We start from the raw sequence: 19,195 nt of genomic DNA, 5'->3' as shown, positions 1-19,195 counted from the left end.
TAGTTTTTAATTAGAACAAAAATTTGAAATTTCAGAAACCATGTATGAGTTACAGGTTGGAATTCCCCATAAAACAGCACAATTGAAGACAATAAATAGTAATCGGGAACATTTCAATGCACTAACAAGTGAGATAAAATTAGGCTGTAAGCGCTAACAAATATACTAATAAGGGGCGATGAAAGCATGAAGAAGAAAAGCATCTTGATGGCATTCATGATGATCTTCGCACTATCCGCCGTATTGGCGGGCTGCAGCGGCGGAAATAACGGAAACGGAACAACCGCCGATACCGGGAACTCCGGAGGCACGAACACGGCGACCGCAAATTCCGGAAGCGAAGGATCCGGCGAGACAACGCTCAGCGGCAAAGTGACCTTCCTGACCAACCGCACGGACATGATCGGCAAGGAGTACGACGAATATCTCAAACGATTTAACGAGAAGTATCCCAACATCAAAGTCGAATTCGAAGGCGGCCAGAGCGACTACAACCAGCAATTAAAAGTCCGGATGGCGAGCGGAGAACTGCCTGATCTGATGTTCGTTCCTGACATTCCGAACTCGGATTTGCCGAAATACTTCGCCCCGCTGGATGATATGACGTTCAGCAGCGAGTTGACGTTCAAGGATTTCAAATCTTACGAAGGCAAGTTGTACGGCATTACGACCGGGAACGCAAGCTCCGGAATTGTATATAACAAGAAGGCCTTCGCCGATGCCGGCATCACGGAAACCCCGAAAACCTGGGATGAATTTCTAGCTGCCTGCAAAAAACTGAAGCAAAACGGCATCATTCCTCTGGCCTCCAACTTCAAGGACAAATGGCCGCTGGGCAGTTGGGTTTACGATTTACCGAGGCTGATCGAAAACAATCCCAACTTCCCTAACGAAAAGTTGAATACCGATACTCCCTTCACCATGGACAACGGTTACGGCAAATCGTTAAGCCTGCTGAAGGAGCTAGCCGATAGAGGTTATCTGGAAAAGGACATCAACTCCACCAACTGGGAACAATCGAAAAAGGATGTCGCCAACGGCAAAATGGCTATGTACTACCTCGGCAATTGGGTGATCAATCAAGTTATCGGCGTAGGGGCCGATGCCGACAATATCGGGTTTTTCCCGCTCCCTTACGACAATTCGGGCCAAATCAGAGCCGCATTAAGCCCTGACTTCTTCTATGCCGTCAACAAGGACAGCAAAAACCTTGAGGCAACAAAGGCGTTTCTATCCTGGCTGATCGAGGAATCCGGCTACGAGGACTTCGCAGGTTTTATGTCCCCGCTGGAGGGCCGTGAGTCAAAGCTTCCGCAGCTTGCCGAGTTCCAGGCACAGGCCTTGGAGCTTCAGGAAGGTGTAGCGGATGATCCTCAGGTCATTCAAATCTCGAATAAGGCGCAAATCGATTTGCCGGCGATCGCGCAGGAATTCGTTCTCGCCAAGGACCCGCAAACGGTGTTTGACAAGTGGAATAAGGCCTGGGCCAAAGCGAAGAAAGATCTTGGTTACTAATCCCACCGGAGGCAAAATGGATTATCGGCCTTTTCGATAATCCATTTTGCTTTCGTAACAAGCAGGACCCATACAATTCAGCGGAAAGAAGGGACTCCAGCATGCTCGGCTCCATGTCGTACTTGAAGCAAAAAAGGATCATTATTTTCACATTCCTGCTCATTCCAGTGAGCTTGCTCTTATTGTTTACCTACTATCCTGCGGCCAAGCTCGTCTACTTTAGTTTTACTGCGTGGGATGGTTACAGCCCGGAGAAGCCTTGGGTCGGACTTGATAATTACCGGGAAGTATTCTTAAATCCTGATATTTTCGGGGTATTCGCGCATAACTTTGCTTATTTTGTCGTGGGGCTTGTTCAGAACGTGATCGCCATTTACTTTGCCGTCATCCTGAATTCCCGGCTCCGCGGCAAAAACGTATTCCGGCTGCTGCTTTTTCTCCCGTACATTATGAACGGCGTGGCGGTTGCCTTTATGTTCGGCTATGTCTTCGATACGACGCAAGGCTCGTTAAACCTGTTCCTGAACAGCATCGGGTTGACCAATCTGAGCGAAACCAGCTGGCTCGGCACCCCGGGGCTCGTCAACTACGCTCTGGCCTCCACCGGTCTGTGGCGATTCATGGGATACAACATGGTGATCTATATCGCCTCCCTGCAAGCGATCCCGGCCGATATTTACGAGGCCGCCAAAATCGACGGCGCCAATGCCTGGCAGACTTTTTGGCGCATTACATTGCCGAATATGAGGCCAGTCATCCAGTTGAACTTGTTCCTGACGGTCACCGGCGCACTTGAAGTCTTCGACCTGCCCTTCGTCCTGACCAAGGGCGGCCCGGCCGGAGCGAGCCAGACGTATGTGCAGCGCGTCGTCGAAACCGCGTTTGCCTACAACAACTACGGTCTCGCCTCCGCGATGAGCATCATTTTATTGTTCTTTGTTATCGTTGTTGTCGGATTGCAGCAGTTTGTACTAAGCAGAGGGGGGAGCGGCAAATGATTCGAATCCATACGATTGTCAATACGTTTAAATATATCACGCTGTTGATCGGAGTTTTCGTTGTCCTGTTCCCGCCTTATGTGGTCATTGTCAACTCCTTTAAAGCCGATGAGGAATTCAACACGGGCAGCACGATGGCTTTGCCGGAGAGCTTCTTCAACTTCGACAACTTTAGAGCCGTGTTTGAGCGGGGCGGGCTGATTAACGGCTTTACCAATACGCTGATCATCATTTGCGTCTCTCTGGCCTTCAACATCCTGTTCGGCACGATGGTTGCCTATGTGCTCGGCCGATTCGAGTTTCGGATGAAAAAAGCTGTCTTCGCCCTCTACCTGTTCGCTACCGTCATTCCGGGAATCACCACCCAGGTTGCCACGTTCGGAATTATAAAATCGCTGGGCTTGTACAATACGATAGGAGCGCCAATCATTTTGTACATTGGTGCGGATGTGATACAGATCATCCTGTATTTACAATTTATTCGCAACATCCCGGTCGATCTCGACGAGAACGCCATGGTCGAAGGGGCTTCCTTGTTTCGGATTTACCGGTCGATTCTCTTCCCGCTACTGACGCCGGCGACATCGACCCTGATTATTTTGAAGTCGATCAGCATTTATAACGACATGTACACCCCCTACCTCTATATGCCGAAGCAGACCCTCGGCGTCGTTACTACGGTGCTGATGCGGTTCCAGAGCCTGAACGTCGCCAACTGGAATCTGATTAGCGCAGCGATCCTGCTCATTTTACTGCCTACCGTCATCCTGTACTTTTTCCTGCAAAAATATATCTTTGAAGGCGTGACGAGCGGTGCTGTAAAATAGGAAGAAGTCGATGTGAGAGAGTCAGGGGATAAAAGTTGAAAAGGCTTTGGACTTTATTCGCCAATTTTTCGATGCAAAAAAAGCTGGTTGTCATCTTCGTGTTTCTCATCACGCTTCCGATCATTTATGTCAGCTATTCGTCCTACCGGACCAACTCGAATGCGAAGCTCGCGAGCACGACGGAATCGGCTGGCCAGTTAGCGGACAACGCCATGGATAAAGTGGACCGTTATATCGCAGACCTCAAGCGGTATACGATTTTGCCGTTGTACAATAAAGATGTTCAAAGACTTCTCGACCAGGAAGGAACTGACTGGGAGAAAAATTCCACGGTCCATATGTTTCTTTCGTACTTGACACACATGAAGGATGAAATCTCCGCGGTTTATATGACCGACCGGTATGGAATGATTTTTTACAATAATAAATCGGGGCAACATGAACCGTATCCTTATGAGCGGTTAGCGGAATGGAAGAAGCAAACCGCCGCGGCCGGGGTTGCTCCGGTTCTTGTCGGCACGCATCCGATTCGGGTCAACGGTTCCGAGGAGCTGCAGGTGTTCAGCGTCATGCGCTCCATCCAATCGATCAGTACGCTGGAGTACATCGGAATGATCGTTATCGATGTCGATGCCCGGCTGTTCGAAGGGATCATCCAGCCCTTGAACAACGTGACCCACGGCAATGCCGTCATCGTTGATGAGAACGGCAGGATTGTATACGACAGTGATCCTGCCCGGCTGGGCCAGGACTTGACCGGAAGCCCCCTGCTGGCCGGAGCGACGGAGTCCCGCGGCAGCTTCCGCCTGAATATTGGGGGTGAGCCTTATATCGCCGTATATTCCGTATCCGGGCAGACGGGGTGGAAAACACTGGTGACCATTCCGCTGAAGGAATTGCTCGCCCCCATCAAACAAAGCCGCAATTCCATGATGGTCATGACCTTGTCCATCCTCGGCATTGCCCTGGCGGCGGCCATGTTGATCTCCTATGCGCTGACGAAACCGCTGAAGCAGACGGTGCAGCTGATGAAACAGGTGCAGCGAGGGAAGCTTGACGTGCGGGTTCGCGTTAAATATAACGATGAAATTGGCCTGCTGGGCAGTCACTTCAACCGGATGATATCCCGCATTAGGGAGCTGCTCGACGAGGTGGCCGAGACGGAGAAAAGCAAGCAAAAAGCGGATATGCTGGCACTGCAAAACCAGATCAATCCGCATTTTATATACAACACGCTGGAATCGATCCGCATGCTGGCGGAGCTAAACGACGACGATCAGGTCGCGGAACTCACTTACCTGCTCGGCCTTCTGCTTCGCTACAGCATTACGCGAAGCGCTGATGAAATCGTCACTATTCGCCAGGAGATCGACCATGTCCGGAACTATTTGCTGCTGTTGCAGATCCGTTTTCCGGATAAGTTTAATTTTCGGTTCGAAATTCCGGAGTCTTTTTACGCGCTGCCGATCATAAAGCTGGTCTTCCAACCCATCGTCGAAAACGCTGTATTCCACGGGTTGGAGAAACGCCAAGGCTCGGGGACGATCACCATCCGGGCATGGAGCGACGGCGGGGATGCGGTTTTTACCGTGCACGACGACGGCGTTGGGATGACCGAAGAGCGGTTGGTTACGTTAAATCACAGCCTGACAGACGGCAAAACCGATAAGTTTGGGATCGGCCTGCGCAACGTCCATGAACGGATTCGGCTGCACTACGGCCACGGCTCCCGGCTTACGGTCAGCAGCAGGCTGGGCGAAGGCACTACCGTCACGCTGAGAATTGCCGGCTTGTTGAGCGGCGACGAGAATAATTTCGGTATAAATGCGGGTCCGTAATTCAAGGAGGGGATTCAATGCTGCGCATCGCGATTGTGGACGATGAGGCCTCGATTCGAGAAGGCTTGGGAAAAATGATCGGCAAAGAAAGCGGGAAGTTTGTGGTTGAAGGCTTGTTCCCCCATGGGCAAGACTTGTTGAACCGCCTGCTCCTTCGCCAAATCGAAATCGACGTAATCATTACCGATATTCGCATGCCTGTCGTGGATGGGCTGGAGTTGATCAAACAGGTCAAAGACCTGCGCCCGGACATCCGCTGCATCCTGATGAGCGGTTTTACCGATTTCGAGTACGCCAGACAGGCCCTGCGTTGTTCTGCGGTCGATTATTTGCTGAAGCCAATCAACAAAAAACAATTGTTCGCACTCTTGTACAACCTTGAGCAGGAACAAGCAGCCCGCCGCAGCAAGGAACAGTATCTCCGGATGGGCTTGCTGCTAACCTATCTCCAAAGCTCCCCCAGCTTATGCACCAAACTGCCGAAGCTGACTTTGCCTACCAATTCTTATTTCGTCCTCGTGCTCAAAGGTGTCGATCCCGTCACGCTACGCACCGGTCTCGACCGTCTGGGGACTGGCGATTCGCCAGCCTGGGATCTCGTTGACACGGAGGATCAAGCGCTTGCCCTTGTCTGCTACACCCCAGCGGAGCCGGAGGAAGCCGACATTCGCGGTTTTACCGACAGGCTAAGGGCGGGACTTCCCGCCTCGCGAATATTGGCCGGTTCGAGTTCGGCCTATCGGGACCCGGCCTGCTTAAGCCAAGCATACGCCGAGGCGAAACGCGCCTGTGAGCTTGGAGTCTACGGCGAATCCGCCTGGAATTACCACCCGGTCACGGAACTTCCCGAGCGGGAGCCCAAGGCGGAAATCAGCGAATGGTTTGCCGGGTACCGCGATGAGCTAAGCCAGCAATTGCAGATTTTAGATATCGCCTGGACGACCGCTTGCTTGGAGCGCCTGTTTGAACAGCTCCGACAGAACCGGGCGTCGGTCGAACTCGTGCTGCTTGTTTGCCGACTGATGCTGGAAACGGCTGCGGCCGAACTGCACGAATGGAGCAAACTGCAAAGCCAGGCATCCGTCAAAATGCTGGAAACTAAGCTATCCTCCTGCCTTCGCTTTCACGACATGCAGACGACGTTTATCGCCGAATTCACCGGCGTGCTGAAGCAAATCCGCGATGCCCGCCTGGCGCAGGCCGGGAAATCGGTGGAAACCGTCAAACGCTGGATCGCCGAGCATTACGACCAGCCCGCAGAACTGAGCCATCTGGCAAGCTTGGTGTATCTCACCCCGAGTTATCTCAGCAAACGGTTCAAGTCCGAAACGGGCATGACGATTACCGATTATTTGATCGAGGTACGCATCAAAAAAGCAAAGCAACTGCTTCGCCAGGCGAACGACCTGAAAGTTCATGAAGTCGGCAGCGTCGTTGGTTATCCCGATCCCGCCTACTTCAACAAGCTGTTCAAACGCATTGTTGGCGTGACGCCAAATGAGTATAAGCGGCTTTCGCAGTAGGATTTGAACCCGCCCGGCCTAATCTCATCTCCGCCCTTGGAACGAACGAAGCTGGTGCCGAAGGAACCCGGCCAGCACCACCAACCAGGCGGAGATGGCTATCACCACCATAAAGCGCGGAATCACAACCAAAAATGGCAAATCCAACGCCTGTGACAACTGATAGGTACTGGTTGTATACATGGCCAGCGGGAATACCATTCCCCAAAACTGAGGGTCGTACATTAAAGGGTAACGATGGTAGACGTGTCGCCAAATCATCAGGATAAAAAGCAACGGAATCCACCAGCTGCCGGTAATCCAGAAGAATAAAGTAAATCCCCGCAAAAAGGGAACCAGCTCAGTTAAAAACGACCATTTCGCGGCATGCAGCATCAAGGTGGAGCCTGCCAGAGTTGTAATCGCGACCGCCCCCATATTGATCCAATAGGGTGGTGTCAATGCGGCATACTTCAGGTCGACGAAGGTGAACCGGTAGAAAATTAACGTGATGATGTTCAAGTACAGCATGCATCCCAGCAAATACATACATAACGTAAAAAACAGCACGACCTCACGGCCATCCGTCAGAAAGGAAGAGATCAGCGTGCCCAGAATGGAAACGGATTGGGTGGCGACAGCGGCAATTAACCAAGCGCCGTTAATGCCTTCGGCCAGGGTCGGCTTCTCTTTTCTTACCGTAACTGCCGTAAAGAAGGTGTACATAATGACAACCCAAAGTGAGATGCCAAAACCCATAACCCGGTTGCAACGGTTCCGTTATGCGCGACTATAACCCATTGGCTGCCGTATACACAGGTTGCGGCCGTGCACGTGAAAAAGCCGGGGCCTTGACTATGGCTCGTCAAATCTGCCCGTACCCGCGGGAAATATTTAAATAAGCGAATCAAGGTGAGAATCGACAAGGTGACATAAATGCAGGTGTTCAGGTAGAGCAGAATCTTGGGAGCAAGCGGAATCTTCAGCAGTTCCATCGCAATCGATAAGGCCCCGGTAGCCATCGCCATGGAAAAATACCCCGGAAATAAACTTTCGATCTTCTCCTCCATTACCTTCCACAGCATGAACCATCCCCGCCTCTGCAGACTTAGCCCCTGCCACGGATCGAGCAGCAGGAACCCTAGTCTCAATTTAGCACGATGAGAATCTGCGGCTTTGTGACTCTGCTAACCCCAACCCGAGGAATCCTCTCAAATCCATCATTATCATTTATGGCGAATCATAGTATGATGATGTCGAAGTTCCTCTCTTTTTTGAACTGTTCTTATGAAAGGGGTTTCATATGAAGAAGATTTGGATGGTGTACTTGCTGCTCTTCGCTTGCTTTGCGCTATACGTGCTCGATTACCGCTCCCAGATTCGTTTGAACGACGAATGGAATTCCGGGGGCCTCCGAGGTTCCATCGATGAGAAATACGTGATGGTGACGTTTCAAATGGGTATCGACTATTGGAAAAGCGGGCTGAAAGGCTTCGAAGACGCCGCCCAGGCGCTAAACGTCTCCGTAGAATACCGCGGCTCCACCCAGCGCGATATTCATGAGCAAATCACGGTGTTGGAGCAAGCCATTGCTAAAAAACCGGCCGGCATCGCGATCTCCGCGATTCATCCAACCGAACTCACCGCCACGATTAACAAAGCGGTCGACGCCGGCATTCCGGTCGTCTTGTTCGATTCCGACGCCCCCGGCAGCCGCGCTTTTTCCTTCCTTGGCACCGACAACTATTCCGCCGGCGTTGAGGCCGCGCGGAAAATGGCCGAGCTCACCGGCGAACGCGGGGAGGTCGCCGTCGTCACCGTGCCGGATCAACAAAATCATCAAGAACGCACCGAAGGTTTTTCCGATACCATTACCCAGGAATTCCCCAACATGCACATTGTCGCCACCAAAAACGGCAAAGGCGATGAGCTGTACTCGCGGCAAGCGGCGGAGGAAATCCTGCACGACTTCCCCGAAATCGCAGGCATTTTCACCACCGAAGCCAACGGCGGTATCGGCGTTGCGGAGGCCGTAAAGGCCTTTGGCCCGACCTCCTCCAGTCCGAAGATCATCAGCTTCGACACCGATAAGGGCACCTTGGACTTGGTCAAAAGCGGAGATATCGCCGCCACGATGGCCCAGGGCACCTGGAACATGGGATATTGGTCGCTGCAGCTGCTCTTTTCGTTGAAGCACGATTCCGATGGATCTTCGCCCCCCGGCCCTCGCGTTCCCCAGCGTTTGGATACCGGCATCACCGTCGTCACACGGCAGAATGTGAATGATTACTATGCGAAATAGATATGGAAAGCGATCCTGGGAAATCCGTCGTTTTTCGCTGAATAACTTGCCCATCCGCTACAAATTAATCGTCCACTTTATGTTGATCAGCATCCTTCCTTCGATCGGGCTGGGCGTGCTGACGAATTGGACGGTCGACCGCATTATCGAACGCCAGATTACGAACAACACGCTGCAGTTAATTGGCAAAGTGAACCGGTCGTTGGAGACGTATGTGGAGAATTTGCAAAACATGACGTTCCTCATCTCCTTTAACCCGGACGTGCTGCAGTTTCTCGAGAACAACAACGAGGCGGAACTCGTTCTATCGGCACCGTCAGTCAAAACACCTCCACGAACAACAACACCGGTAGATACCGATCACTACGAAATTCGCAAGTTCCTGCAGGGCTTCACCACCTTGTATTCGGAAGTCGCGGGCATTCTAATCGTCAACAGCCGCGGCGAATATATCAGCAACGAAATGTATGCCCGCACCGCAGAAAACCTGACCCGGGAAGAGTGGTACCAAGAAGCGGTCCGCAATAAAGGAATCTTTAAGATCATCGGTCATCCGCGAGACCGCAACGTCACTACGCATGTCAACTACAAGGACAGTGAAGTCGTCTCTGCCGTAAGGGCGATTCTCGACCCCGAAACCCAGCAGGTCAAAGGCGTCGTCTTAATCGACCTCAAACTGCGGGTCATTGCCGAGACCGCTCAGGACGTTCGTTTGGGGAAAACGGGCTATCTAACGGTGGTGGACGGCAACGGGGAACTGATCTATGCCCCGCCAGCCCCCTATATCAACCGCGTTCCGCTGGAGCGGCTCGGTCAGGACGGCTCAGGAACCTACGCAGAACGGGTGGGCGGCCGCGATTTACAGTTCATCTACCGACATTCGCCGTTTACAAACTGGACGACGGTCGGCGTCTTTTCCATGGCGGAGTCCGCTACGGAAATGCGGGAAATTCGTTTTTACGTGGTTAGCTTTGTTTTTATCGTCTGTTTGCTGGGGATGACGGCCTCTTTCTATCTGGCTCACACGATTTCCAGGCCAATCGGGCAGCTGGCGTCCTTTATGCAAAAAGCCCAGTCCGGCGATCTGACCATTCGCCACTGGAGCGACCGAACCGATGAAATCGGCCTGCTTGGCCGCCGTTTCAACGCCATGCTGCAGCAGATCCACCGACTGCTCTCCCTGACCGAACTGCAGGAGCGTCAGAAGCGGGAGGCGGAGCTAAGAAGCCTGCAGGCGCATATCAAGCCGCATTTTTTGTACAATACCCTGGATACGATTCATTGGATGGCCCGCCGCAACGGCTCGGAGGATATCGCGGAAATGGCGGAGTCCTTGTCGAAGCTGTTCCGAATCGGCCTTAGCAAGGGGAATGACATCATCCCCCTGAACGATGAAATCGAGCATGTTCGCAGTTACTTGCATATTCAACACGTCCGTTATCAAAGCAAACTCGATTACTCGCTGCACATCGCTCCGGAAATTCGCGGTGTCTATGTGTTGAAGCTGATCCTTCAGCCGATTGTGGAAAATGCCATCTACCATGGAATCAAGGAACGCCGGGGGCCGGGCCGCGTGGTCATCGAAGCCGCCGAGGATGCCGGCATGTTGGTGATCACCATCCGGGATGATGGGAAAGGCATTCCGCCGGATAAGCTGGCCCGGCTGCAAAAAGAACTGCAGTCCGCAGGCACCGCGGATGGCCGGGAAAAGGGCTCCGAACCGGCAGGGGCATCCAATGCAGGCGAAGGCGGACAGGGATATGGGATGCTGAATGTGCAAGCTCGGATCGCATTAACCTTTGGTCCGAAATATGGCCTGACGATCCAAAGTGAGGAAGGCCGAGGAACCGTAGTAACCGTCACCCACCCGATCATTCGGGATGAACAAACCCGTTGGGAGAGGATTGAATCATGAGCGGAACCTACTCAGAAACTCGTTGGAGGGTGCTCATCGCCGACGATGAGTGCATTATTCGCGAAGGGATACGCGACAGCGTGGACTGGGAGAGCTTGCGCCTTACGGTAGTAGCTGAAGCGGAGGATGGCGAGGAGGCGCTGGAGAAGGCGATCCGGCACGACGTCCACATCATGCTCGTTGATCTCAACATGCCGATCATGGACGGGATCGAACTTATGAAGCAGGTGCGTGAGCGGCTGCCGGACTGTAAAATCGTCATCATCACCGGCCATGACGAGTTTGCTTACGCCCAGAAGGCGATTCGCCTTCAGGTCAAGGATTACATCCTGAAGCCGGCCAATCCCGAGCAGTTAGAGAAAGTCCTGCGACAGGTGCGCGGAGAGCTGGAGGAAGAAGCGTCCAGGCAGCAGCAATGGCAGCAGGCCGCGCGGCAGCTGTCCCGCAGTTATCCGCTTCTGAGGGAGCGATTTGGCCAGCAATGGCTGGACGGGGGCATGACCGCCGCTGAAATCTCCGAGCAGCTGCGGTTCTTGCAGCTGCCGGACGCCTGCCCGGATTGGCTGGGCGTCATCCGCTTGCCAGAACCCGCCGCCTCGCCCGCTTTGTTCAAGGAGGACGAACGGCAGCTGTATAGCTTTGCAGTGGAGAATATCGCCGCCGAAGTACTTGCCTCCTATCCCAAGACGATCTTCCGCGACCCCTTTGGCCTGATCGTTGTCCTGCTGTGGGGGGTGGAAGCTGAGGCCGATTTTTACCGTATTGAAACCTTGGTGCGAACCCACTTGAAAATCGCTGCCGAGGTGTATTTGGCCGAGGGCGCTGGTGACGTGCTGGAGCTTCCTTCCGTATACCGGAAAGCGAAATCCGCCGTGAACAAGGAGAACGCCGTTTCCCCGCTGGTACGCCGGGCCAAGCAATATATGCTGGAGCATTTCAGCAACAGCGGGCTGACGCTGGAAGCGATGGCGCAAGCCCTGCAAACTTCCCCGGCTTATTTAAGCCGCATGATCAAGCAGGAGCTGGGCACCACGTTTAACAGCTATTTGACGCAGCTCCGCATCCGTCGGGCGAGCCGCCTATTAATCGCCACCGAGCTGACAATAGCCGAAATCGCCGAGCAAGTCGGCTACGAAACTCAACACTATTTCAGCACGGCGTTCAAGCGCGCGACCGGCCTTTCCCCACTGCAATACCGCAAAGGCGCATTTGAACATGAAGATGCTCAGGGGGAGTAAATCTCCCCCCTCTCAGCCTCCTATTTTGGAGTCATGCCCCTCCATAAAGGTTCGATTTTTATAAAAAGAGTCAAACCACTGTAAATACGACCTCCCCCTTCGCTTGCTATACTCCGAACTGTAAACGCATTCATTTCAAGTATAGGGGGAATCGACTTTGAAGAAGGTAACGGCCATTTTACTTGCTTTGGTGATGGTATTCACCCTCGCGGCTTGCGCCAACGGCGGAAACGGCGGCGGCAGCGGATCGGGCAACAGTGAGAAGGGAACGATCGGCATTGCCATGCCAACGAAATCGTCCGAACGCTGGGTGAACGACGGAAACAATATGGTCAAGGAGTTTAAGGCTCTTGGCTATGGCACGGATCTGCAATACGGAGAAGACGTCATCGAAAACCAGGTGTCGCAAATCGAAAATATGATTACCAAGGGCGTGAAGGTCCTCGTCATCGCCGCGATTGACGGTGGTTCCTTAACCGACGTACTGCAAAAAGCCCACGATCAAGGCATTCAAGTCGTCGCCTACGACCGGCTGATCATGAACAGCGAGTACGTCGACTACTACGCAACCTTCGATAATTTCAAGGTTGGCGTGCAGCAGGCTTCCTATATTGAAGAAAAGCTGGGACTCAAGGACGGCAAAGGCCCTTTCAATATCGAGCTGTTCGGGGGCTCTCCAGACGACAACAATGCCTACTTCTTCTATGACGGCGCTATGTCCGTACTGCAGCCGTACATCGATTCCGGCAAGCTGATCGTACGCAGCGGACAAACCGAAATGGAACAAATCGCCACGCTGCGCTGGGACGGCGCCACCGCCCAGGCTCGCATGGACAATTTGCTGAGCGCTCACTATACCACGGAGAATATCGACGCCGTGCTTTCCCCTTATGACGGAATCAGCATCGGCATCCTCTCCTCGCTCAAAGGTGTGGGTTACGGCTCCGGAAGCAAACCGATGCCGATCGTAACTGGCCAGGATGCCGAGCTGGCATCGGTCAAATCGATTCTTGCCGGGGAGCAAACGCAAACCGTCTTCAAGGATACGCGCGAGTTGGCGAAAAAGGTTGTCTCCATGGTCCAAAGCATTCTGGAAGGCACGGAAGCCGAAGTCAACGACACGAAAACCTACGATAACGGTGTGAAGGTTGTTCCTTCTTACCTGCTCGAACCGGTCTCGGTCGACAAGGATAATGTTGAACAGGCGCTCGTCGACACCGGCTACTACTCCAAGGAAGATCTGGGACTCTAAACATCATTAACTTGTGGTGACCGGCATAGCGGCGGACGCGGATTCGGGCGACCGTCGCTATGCACTTACCGTGAGCGAAAGGCCAGGTGACGCATGTGAGCAATACGATTTTGGAAATGCGGGGCATTACGAAGACGTTCCCGGGGGTTAAGGCGCTCAGCAATGTCAACTTCAAGGTCAGATCCGGGGAAATCCATGCTCTGTGTGGGGAGAACGGGGCTGGCAAATCGACATTGATGAAGGTGTTAAGCGGCGTCTATCCGCATGGCTCTTATGAAGGCGAGATCTTGTTCGAAGGCAAGGTCTGCGAATTTAAAGATATCAAAGAAAGCGAGCAGCTGGGGATCGTTATTATCCATCAGGAGCTGGCGCTGATCCCCTATCTCTCCATCGCGGAGAACATTTTTCTTGGCAATGAGCAAAGCAAACACGGACTGATCGACTGGAACGAAACGACGGTCAAAACCAAAGCGTTGCTGAAACGGGTGGGCTTAAACGAATCCCCGGCCACACGCGTATTGGAGCTGGGCGTCGGCAAGCAACAGCTGGTGGAAATCGCCAAAGCCTTATCCAAACAGGTCAAGCTGTTAATTTTGGACGAACCCACGGCCGCCCTAAACGAAAATGACAGCGAAAACCTGCTGGAGTTGATCCTGGAGCTGAAGAAACAAGGCATCACCTCCATCATCATTTCCCACAAATTGAACGAAATCAGTAAAGTTGCCGATTCGATTACCATTCTCCGGGATGGCCGGACGATTCAGACCTTAGATATGAAGGCCGATCAGGTGACCGAGGATCTCATCATCAAGGGCATGGTTGGCCGCGATCTCACCCACCGCTATCCGGAGCGGGTTCCCCGGATCGGTGAAGTGATCTTTGAAGTACGGGGTTGGGAGGTAACCCACCCGCAACAAGAGGATCGTAAAGTGCTGGACAATATTAACCTCAATATTCGCCGCGGAGAAATCGTTGGGATCGCTGGCTTGATGGGTGCCGGCCGGACCGAACTCGCAATGAGCTTATTCGGCCGATCCTATGGGCGGCATATTAAAGGTCAGCTGTTCCTACACGGCAAAGAGGTACGATTTAACGACATCAGTCAGGCGATTAAGCATGGCATCGCTTATGTTACCGAAGATCGCAAGCAATACGGCTTAATTTTAATCGACGATATTAAACGCAACATCTCGCTGGCTTCGTTAAAGAAGCTGTCCCGCCGAGGCGTAATCAATGAACGGGAAGAAGTGCTGGTCGCGGAGGAATATCGGAGCAAGCTGAACATTAAAACGCCCAGCATTTTGCAGAAAACGGTCAATCTGAGCGGCGGCAATCAGCAGAAGGTCGTCCTTAGCAAGTGGATCTTCGCACAACCGGAAATCTTGATTCTCGATGAGCCAACGCGCGGCATTGATGTCGGAGCCAAATATGAAATCTATTCGATCGTCAATCAACTGGCGGACGAGGGCAAAGGCATTTTGTTCATCTCCTCGGAGCTCCCGGAGATTCTCGGGATGTGCGACCGCATCTACGTCATGAGCGAAGGCCGGATCACCGGGGAAGTGCTACGCGAGGACGCCACCCAGGAAGTATTGATGAAATCCATGACTCGAGGCAGGGGGTAGACCGATGCAAGCGGTTAGCGAACTTTTTCGAAAAAACATACGTCAGTACGGCATGATTATCGCCTTAATCTTCATTACCATCTTGTTTCAAATTTTGACGGGCGGCATCTTACTCAAACCGCTCAACATTACGAATCTGATCTTGCAAAACAGCTACATTTTGGTGCTGGCCATCGGGATGGTGCTTGTGATCATCACTGGACATATCGATTTGTCCGTCGGCTCCATCGCCGCCTTTATCGGGGCTTTGGCTGCCATCATGTTGGTGGATTTTCAGTTGCCAACGTTCCTTACCATTATCATTTCACTGGTGATCGGCGGGCTGATCGGTGCCTGGCAAGGATTTTGGGTCGCTTACGTAAAAATCCCCGCCTTTATCGTCACATTAGCCGGGATGCTGCTGTTCCGGGGCTTGACGATGATCGTGCTTGGCGGCCAGTCGATCGCACCATTCCCGAAATCGTTCCAACGCATCAGTTCCGGCTTCATTCCCGACTGGTTTGGCGGCAGCAGCCTTCATATCCTGACGATTCTGCTTGGTCTGGCGCTCTCCCTTCTCCTCATTTGGCAGGAATGGAAGGAGCGGCGAACCCAGCTCAAATATCAGTTTGAGGTCGCGCCGATTTGGGTGTTCGTCACGAAGCTCGTACTGCTCGTTGCCATCATCAACATATTTACCTTTGTGCTGGCAACCTACAACGGGCTGCCGAACATCTTGATCATCCTGTTCTTCCTGATCGTCATTTATTCGTTCGTTATGAACCGAATGGTGGCGGGCCGCCATATCTATGCGCTTGGAGGCAATGAGAAGGCCGCCAAACTCTCCGGCGTCAAAACCAAAAAGGTGACGTTCTGGGTCTTCGTCAACATGGGCGCCCTGGCTGCACTGTCCGGCCTGATCTTCGCCGCCCGCCTCAACTCGGCTACGCCGAAGGCCGGGACGAACTTTGAGCTCGACGCGATCGCGGCCTGCTTCATCGGTGGCGCCTCTGCCTCCGGCGGCATCGGTACCGTCATCGGCGCGATTATCGGCGGCCTGGTCATGGGCGTGATGAACAATGGCATGTCGCTGATCGGGCTTGGGGTGGATTGGCAGCAAGGCATCAAAGGGCTGGTCCTGCTTCTCGCCGTCGCTTTCGATATTTACAATAAGTCGAAGACGACTTAACCCCAGGACCTTGATGTTCCTAAACCTCCGCTATCGATTTGGCGGAGGGATCGCTTCACTGGCAGGGGCCGCGTTCCTGATTCGAGACTGTGATTTTCCCGGTCAGAATATTCATGTGTTGGAGGAAATGAAGGTGCTGGGCGGCAGTAACGACGGTGCCGGAGACGGTGAACGCGGATATGTGATCCGCGGCGGCCGAATGCTGAATGATGAGACTTATGAAAATACATGGGATTTACTGCGCTCCATCCCTTCCTTAGACCATCCGGAGCTCTCGGTGCGAGATGAAATCATCGCTTTCGATACCGCCCACCCAACCCATTCCAACGCAAGGTTAGTAAACCGAGACGGCCAAGTGGCGGACGTCACCTCGATGGGCTTTGATATGGCGGACCGGCTTGCGATGGTCAAGCTGATCATGACCCCGGAAGAGAACCTGGGCACCGCGCGAATCAATGACTGGTTTGGCCCGCATTTTTTTAAGACAAATTTCTGCTACATGTGGGCAACAACCTTTGCCTTCCAGCCCTGGCACAGCGCCGTGGAGTTCAAAAGATACATTTTTCGGTTTATGCATGAATTCCCGCGAGTCCATACGCTGGAGGGAGTCACCCGCACACCTTATAACCAATACGACTCCGTCATTCTCCCGCTGCAAAAATATTTGGAGGGGCACGGCGTAGACTTTTCGCTGAAATGCACAGTTACGGATCTGGACTTCCGCGAAGGCGATGAAATCACCGTGACGCGGATGCACTATCTGAAAGACGGAGAGCCCCGAGTCCTGGATTTAGGAGAAGGGGATCTGGTGATCGTCACCAACGGTTCGATGACCGAGGGCTACAGCCTGGGCTCCATGAACACCCCGCCGAAGCTGAACGGCAAAGGCAGCTCTTGGCAGTTATGGGAGCGGATTGCCGCCAAGAAACCGGGCCTTGGACGTCCATCTGTCTTCGCCGACCATATCGACGAGTCCAAATGGGAGTCGTTTACGGTGACTTGTCAGGGCTCGCGCTTTTTTGACCGGATGGAAGCTTTCTCCCGCAACAAGGCGGGAACCGGCGCACTGGTGACCTTTAAAGATTCAAGCTGGTTCATGTCCATCGTGCTGGCTCATCAGCCGCATTTCCGTAATCAGCCGGAGCATGTGAAGGTCTTCTGGGGCTATGGATTATTCCCGGATGGCATTGGGGATTATGTGCCTAAAAAAATGTCCGAATGTACCGGTGAGGAGATTCTCACCGAGTTGCTGCACCATCTCCACTTCCAAGAAGACATGGAAGCGATCTCTCCACCGCCAACTGTATTCCATGTATGATGCCGTTCATCACCTCGCAGTTCATGCCTAGAGCGATTGATGATCGGCCGAAGGTTATCCCGGACGGCTCCACAAATTTAGCATTTATCGGCCAATTCTGCGAAATTCCGGACGACGTTGTCTTCACTGAAGAATACTCTGTTCGGACGGCCCGTATGGCCGTGTATGGCCTGTTGGGACTGAACAAGCCGATTGTCCCTATCAATCAGTACCAGTACGATGTACGTACGTTGCTGCAAAGCTTGGTCACTTCCTTCCGTTAAGAATGGACAGGGGTGATAAAAATTGCCAAAACGACCCATTTCGGATAAACTAGGCTTAATTGAATCTTAAGCAAAGTGAAGCACACTTACGCATCTGTCCATCTTGGCGCGCGTAGTGTGCTTTTTTGCGTTTGGAAAGGAAGTGTGACCTGTTGTTGGTATCAACATCATCTTTAGTCCAACAAGTCGGTGAGGAATCGCAAAGCGGGAACTATGGGAAGAAAATCATCCCTCATGACGAAGCGTTTAAAAAGCTGTTGCATACGTTTTTCGCGGAATTTATCGCATTGTTTTTTCCTGAACTTGAATCGCAGCTGGACTTCAGCCAAACCCGTTTCCTTATGCAAGAGCAGCTTGTGGATGTGGTGGGAGAAGAAGCGCGTACGCTCGATCTCCTGCTGGAAACCAAATATATCGGTACGGATGCCTTCATCCTCATCCATCTGGAGCCTCAATCGTACCGACAAGCAGACTTCCACGAACGGATGTTTATCTACTTCAGCCGGCTCTTTGAGCGGCACCGGAAAGAGCACCAGCTCATCATCCCTATCGCCATCTTTACATCCGCAGAGAGTAAAAATGAGCGAAATTCCTTAAACATGTCGATTCTGGGAGAGGATATCCTCCAATTTCGGTTTCTGAAAGTCGAGCTCATCAACCAACCCTGGCGCAGATTCATTGATTCCAACAACCCCGTGGCTGCTGCATTACTCGCTAAAATGGGCTACAATAAAGGGGAGGAACGGGAGCTCCGTCTAGCCTATCTGCGCATGCTGCTGCAGCTCAGCCAAAGACTGGATCAAGCCCGTCTAGCGCTAGTGATGTCTATCGCCGATTTATATTTCGAGCCGGATCCCCGGCAGGATGAAGAAATGCTTCGGGAGCTGGCGAAACAATATGCAAAGGAGAGTGAAGTGATCATGGAATTAATGCCCGCATGGATGCGTCAAGGATATGAGAAAGGGTTGGAAGAAGGCCTGGAGAAAGGTATAGAACAAGGGATCGAAAAAGGATTTGAAAAAGGGATCGAACAAGGCACCCTCATAGAACGCCGGCAAATCGCGCGCAGGTTGTTATCCAAGGGCTTCACTCTGGAAGAAATTGCGGATATGACCCAATTGTCTATCGAGGAAATCAAAAAGATTATGAATTAAGGAATTAGCCAACGGACAAAGAAAAGAAGCCGCATCTACGCGATCGGCTTCCTTCTTCGGTAATTGGAATATATGACTTGGCTATATTTATTTAACAAGCGGTCAAGAACAACCGACTGATGGAGAACCCGTGCATGGCGCATTCCGTATCTCTGTGCGAGCCGATTTAATTCTTGTCTTTCCAATTCGATCCGAAATCTGATTTTTTCAGAATTGTTCATCACTATCACCCTAGGAACATATTAGAAGAGGTTGCCAAATATTGCATAATGAGACCTAA

General features: G+C 52.5%; 15 protein-coding genes and 1 pseudogene. 13 read left to right on the top strand and 3 right to left on the bottom strand.

What is annotated here, in order from left to right:
- The first annotated feature begins 186 nt into the window (after positions 1–186).
- The 5 genes from POTG_RS05770 to POTG_RS05750 all read left to right on the top strand — a co-directional run bounded on the left by POTG_RS05770 (position 187) and on the right by POTG_RS05750 (position 6,701).
- The gene (locus POTG_RS05770) at positions 187–1,515 is read left to right on the top strand and encodes an ABC transporter substrate-binding protein (protein WP_009223876.1); all 1,329 of its coding nucleotides are present in this window, start codon (positions 187–189) and stop codon (positions 1,513–1,515) included.
- A 101-nt stretch (positions 1,516–1,616) separates the two neighbouring features.
- Entirely contained in the window at positions 1,617–2,513 is an 897-nt protein-coding gene (locus POTG_RS05765; RefSeq protein WP_036644381.1) for a carbohydrate ABC transporter permease, read from the top strand.
- On the top strand, positions 2,510–3,340 hold the full coding sequence (locus tag POTG_RS05760; RefSeq protein ID WP_009223874.1) for a carbohydrate ABC transporter permease: 831 nt from the start codon (positions 2,510–2,512) through the stop codon (positions 3,338–3,340). The genes POTG_RS05765 and POTG_RS05760 overlap by 4 nt, the downstream gene beginning before the upstream one ends.
- A gap of 35 nt (positions 3,341–3,375) precedes the next feature.
- Positions 3,376–5,178, top strand: coding sequence for a cache domain-containing sensor histidine kinase (locus POTG_RS05755; RefSeq protein WP_009223873.1), 1,803 nt, complete (start codon positions 3,376–3,378; stop codon positions 5,176–5,178).
- A 17-nt stretch (positions 5,179–5,195) separates the two neighbouring features.
- Entirely contained in the window at positions 5,196–6,701 is a 1,506-nt protein-coding gene (locus POTG_RS05750) for a response regulator (RefSeq protein ID WP_009223872.1), read from the top strand.
- Between the two features lie 24 nt (positions 6,702–6,725).
- Here the strand turns inward: POTG_RS05750 and POTG_RS05745 are convergent, their stop codons facing one another.
- Together POTG_RS05745 and POTG_RS25115 are read right to left on the bottom strand one after the other, a co-directional pair.
- The gene (locus POTG_RS05745) at positions 6,726–7,406 is read right to left on the bottom strand and encodes a tellurite resistance/C4-dicarboxylate transporter family protein (protein WP_255315275.1); all 681 of its coding nucleotides are present in this window, start codon (positions 7,404–7,406) and stop codon (positions 6,726–6,728) included.
- Positions 7,376–7,765, bottom strand: coding sequence for a hypothetical protein (locus tag POTG_RS25115; RefSeq protein WP_255315276.1), 390 nt, complete (start codon positions 7,763–7,765; stop codon positions 7,376–7,378). Before POTG_RS25115 ends, POTG_RS05745 begins: the two co-directional genes overlap by 31 nt.
- A gap of 218 nt (positions 7,766–7,983) precedes the next feature.
- On the opposite strand from POTG_RS25115, the gene POTG_RS05740 reads away from it, so the two are divergent.
- The 8 genes and pseudogenes from POTG_RS05740 to POTG_RS05705 all read left to right on the top strand — a co-directional run bounded on the left by POTG_RS05740 (position 7,984) and on the right by POTG_RS05705 (position 18,915).
- The gene (locus POTG_RS05740) at positions 7,984–8,982 is read left to right on the top strand and encodes a substrate-binding domain-containing protein (protein ID WP_009223870.1); all 999 of its coding nucleotides are present in this window, start codon (positions 7,984–7,986) and stop codon (positions 8,980–8,982) included.
- On the top strand, positions 8,972–10,897 hold the full coding sequence (locus tag POTG_RS05735; protein WP_009223869.1) for a cache domain-containing sensor histidine kinase: 1,926 nt from the start codon (positions 8,972–8,974) through the stop codon (positions 10,895–10,897). The genes POTG_RS05740 and POTG_RS05735 overlap by 11 nt, the downstream gene beginning before the upstream one ends.
- Positions 10,894–12,135, top strand: a complete 1,242-nt coding sequence (locus tag POTG_RS05730) for a response regulator (protein WP_009223868.1) — start codon at positions 10,894–10,896, stop codon at positions 12,133–12,135. Before POTG_RS05735 ends, POTG_RS05730 begins: the two co-directional genes overlap by 4 nt.
- 193 nt (positions 12,136–12,328) lie before the next feature.
- A complete protein-coding gene (gene chvE / locus POTG_RS05725) occupies positions 12,329–13,387 on the top strand; it encodes a multiple monosaccharide ABC transporter substrate-binding protein (RefSeq protein WP_198136170.1) in 1,059 nt (352 codons plus the stop codon).
- Positions 13,388–13,482: 95 nt separating this feature from the next.
- Positions 13,483–15,012, top strand: coding sequence for a multiple monosaccharide ABC transporter ATP-binding protein (gene mmsA / locus POTG_RS05720; protein WP_198136167.1), 1,530 nt, complete (start codon positions 13,483–13,485; stop codon positions 15,010–15,012).
- A 4-nt stretch (positions 15,013–15,016) separates the two neighbouring features.
- On the top strand, positions 15,017–16,180 hold the full coding sequence (mmsB, locus tag POTG_RS05715) for a multiple monosaccharide ABC transporter permease (RefSeq protein ID WP_009223865.1): 1,164 nt from the start codon (positions 15,017–15,019) through the stop codon (positions 16,178–16,180).
- Positions 16,181–16,193: 13 nt separating this feature from the next.
- Positions 16,194–17,761 (top strand): annotated as a pseudogene (locus POTG_RS05710) (oleate hydratase).
- Between the two features lie 152 nt (positions 17,762–17,913).
- Entirely contained in the window at positions 17,914–18,915 is a 1,002-nt protein-coding gene (locus POTG_RS05705) for an Rpn family recombination-promoting nuclease/putative transposase (protein ID WP_009223863.1), read from the top strand.
- A gap of 35 nt (positions 18,916–18,950) precedes the next feature.
- Here POTG_RS05705 and POTG_RS25110 read toward each other — a convergent pair whose 3' ends face one another.
- Positions 18,951–19,136 (bottom strand): aspartyl-phosphate phosphatase Spo0E family protein, encoded by a 186-nt coding sequence (locus POTG_RS25110; RefSeq protein WP_009223862.1) that lies wholly within the window; start codon positions 19,134–19,136, stop codon positions 18,951–18,953.
- Positions 19,137–19,195 lie beyond the last annotated feature (59 nt).

This window comes from Paenibacillus sp. oral taxon 786 str. D14 (assembly GCF_000159955.1).
Classification (GTDB): Bacteria; Bacillota; Bacilli; order Paenibacillales; family Paenibacillaceae; genus Fontibacillus; species Fontibacillus phoenicis.
The sequence above is the reverse complement of the archived record's forward strand: the minus strand, read 5'-3'. Positions and strand labels throughout refer to the sequence as shown.

Excerpts from the sequence above, each read along its gene's own strand:
- POTG_RS05745 (WP_255315275.1), bottom strand. The coding sequence starts at position 7,406 with ATGTACACCTTCTTTACGGCAGTTACGGTAAGAAAAGAGAAGCCGACC.
- POTG_RS05740 (WP_009223870.1), top strand. The coding sequence starts at position 7,984 with ATGAAGAAGATTTGGATGGTGTACTTGCTGCTCTTCGCTTGCTTTGCG.
- POTG_RS05735 (WP_009223869.1), top strand. The coding sequence starts at position 8,972 with ATGCGAAATAGATATGGAAAGCGATCCTGGGAAATCCGTCGTTTTTCG.
- POTG_RS05760 (WP_009223874.1), top strand. The coding sequence starts at position 2,510 with ATGATTCGAATCCATACGATTGTCAATACGTTTAAATATATCACGCTG.
- POTG_RS05765 (WP_036644381.1), top strand. The coding sequence starts at position 1,617 with ATGCTCGGCTCCATGTCGTACTTGAAGCAAAAAAGGATCATTATTTTC.
- POTG_RS25110 (WP_009223862.1), bottom strand. The coding sequence starts at position 19,136 with ATGAACAATTCTGAAAAAATCAGATTTCGGATCGAATTGGAAAGACAA.
- POTG_RS05770 (WP_009223876.1), top strand. The coding sequence starts at position 187 with ATGAAGAAGAAAAGCATCTTGATGGCATTCATGATGATCTTCGCACTA.
- POTG_RS05730 (WP_009223868.1), top strand. The coding sequence starts at position 10,894 with ATGAGCGGAACCTACTCAGAAACTCGTTGGAGGGTGCTCATCGCCGAC.
- POTG_RS05750 (WP_009223872.1), top strand. The coding sequence starts at position 5,196 with ATGCTGCGCATCGCGATTGTGGACGATGAGGCCTCGATTCGAGAAGGC.
- chvE (WP_198136170.1), top strand. The coding sequence starts at position 12,329 with ATGGTATTCACCCTCGCGGCTTGCGCCAACGGCGGAAACGGCGGCGGC.
- POTG_RS25115 (WP_255315276.1), bottom strand. The coding sequence starts at position 7,765 with ATGCTGTGGAAGGTAATGGAGGAGAAGATCGAAAGTTTATTTCCGGGG.
- mmsB (WP_009223865.1), top strand. The coding sequence starts at position 15,017 with ATGCAAGCGGTTAGCGAACTTTTTCGAAAAAACATACGTCAGTACGGC.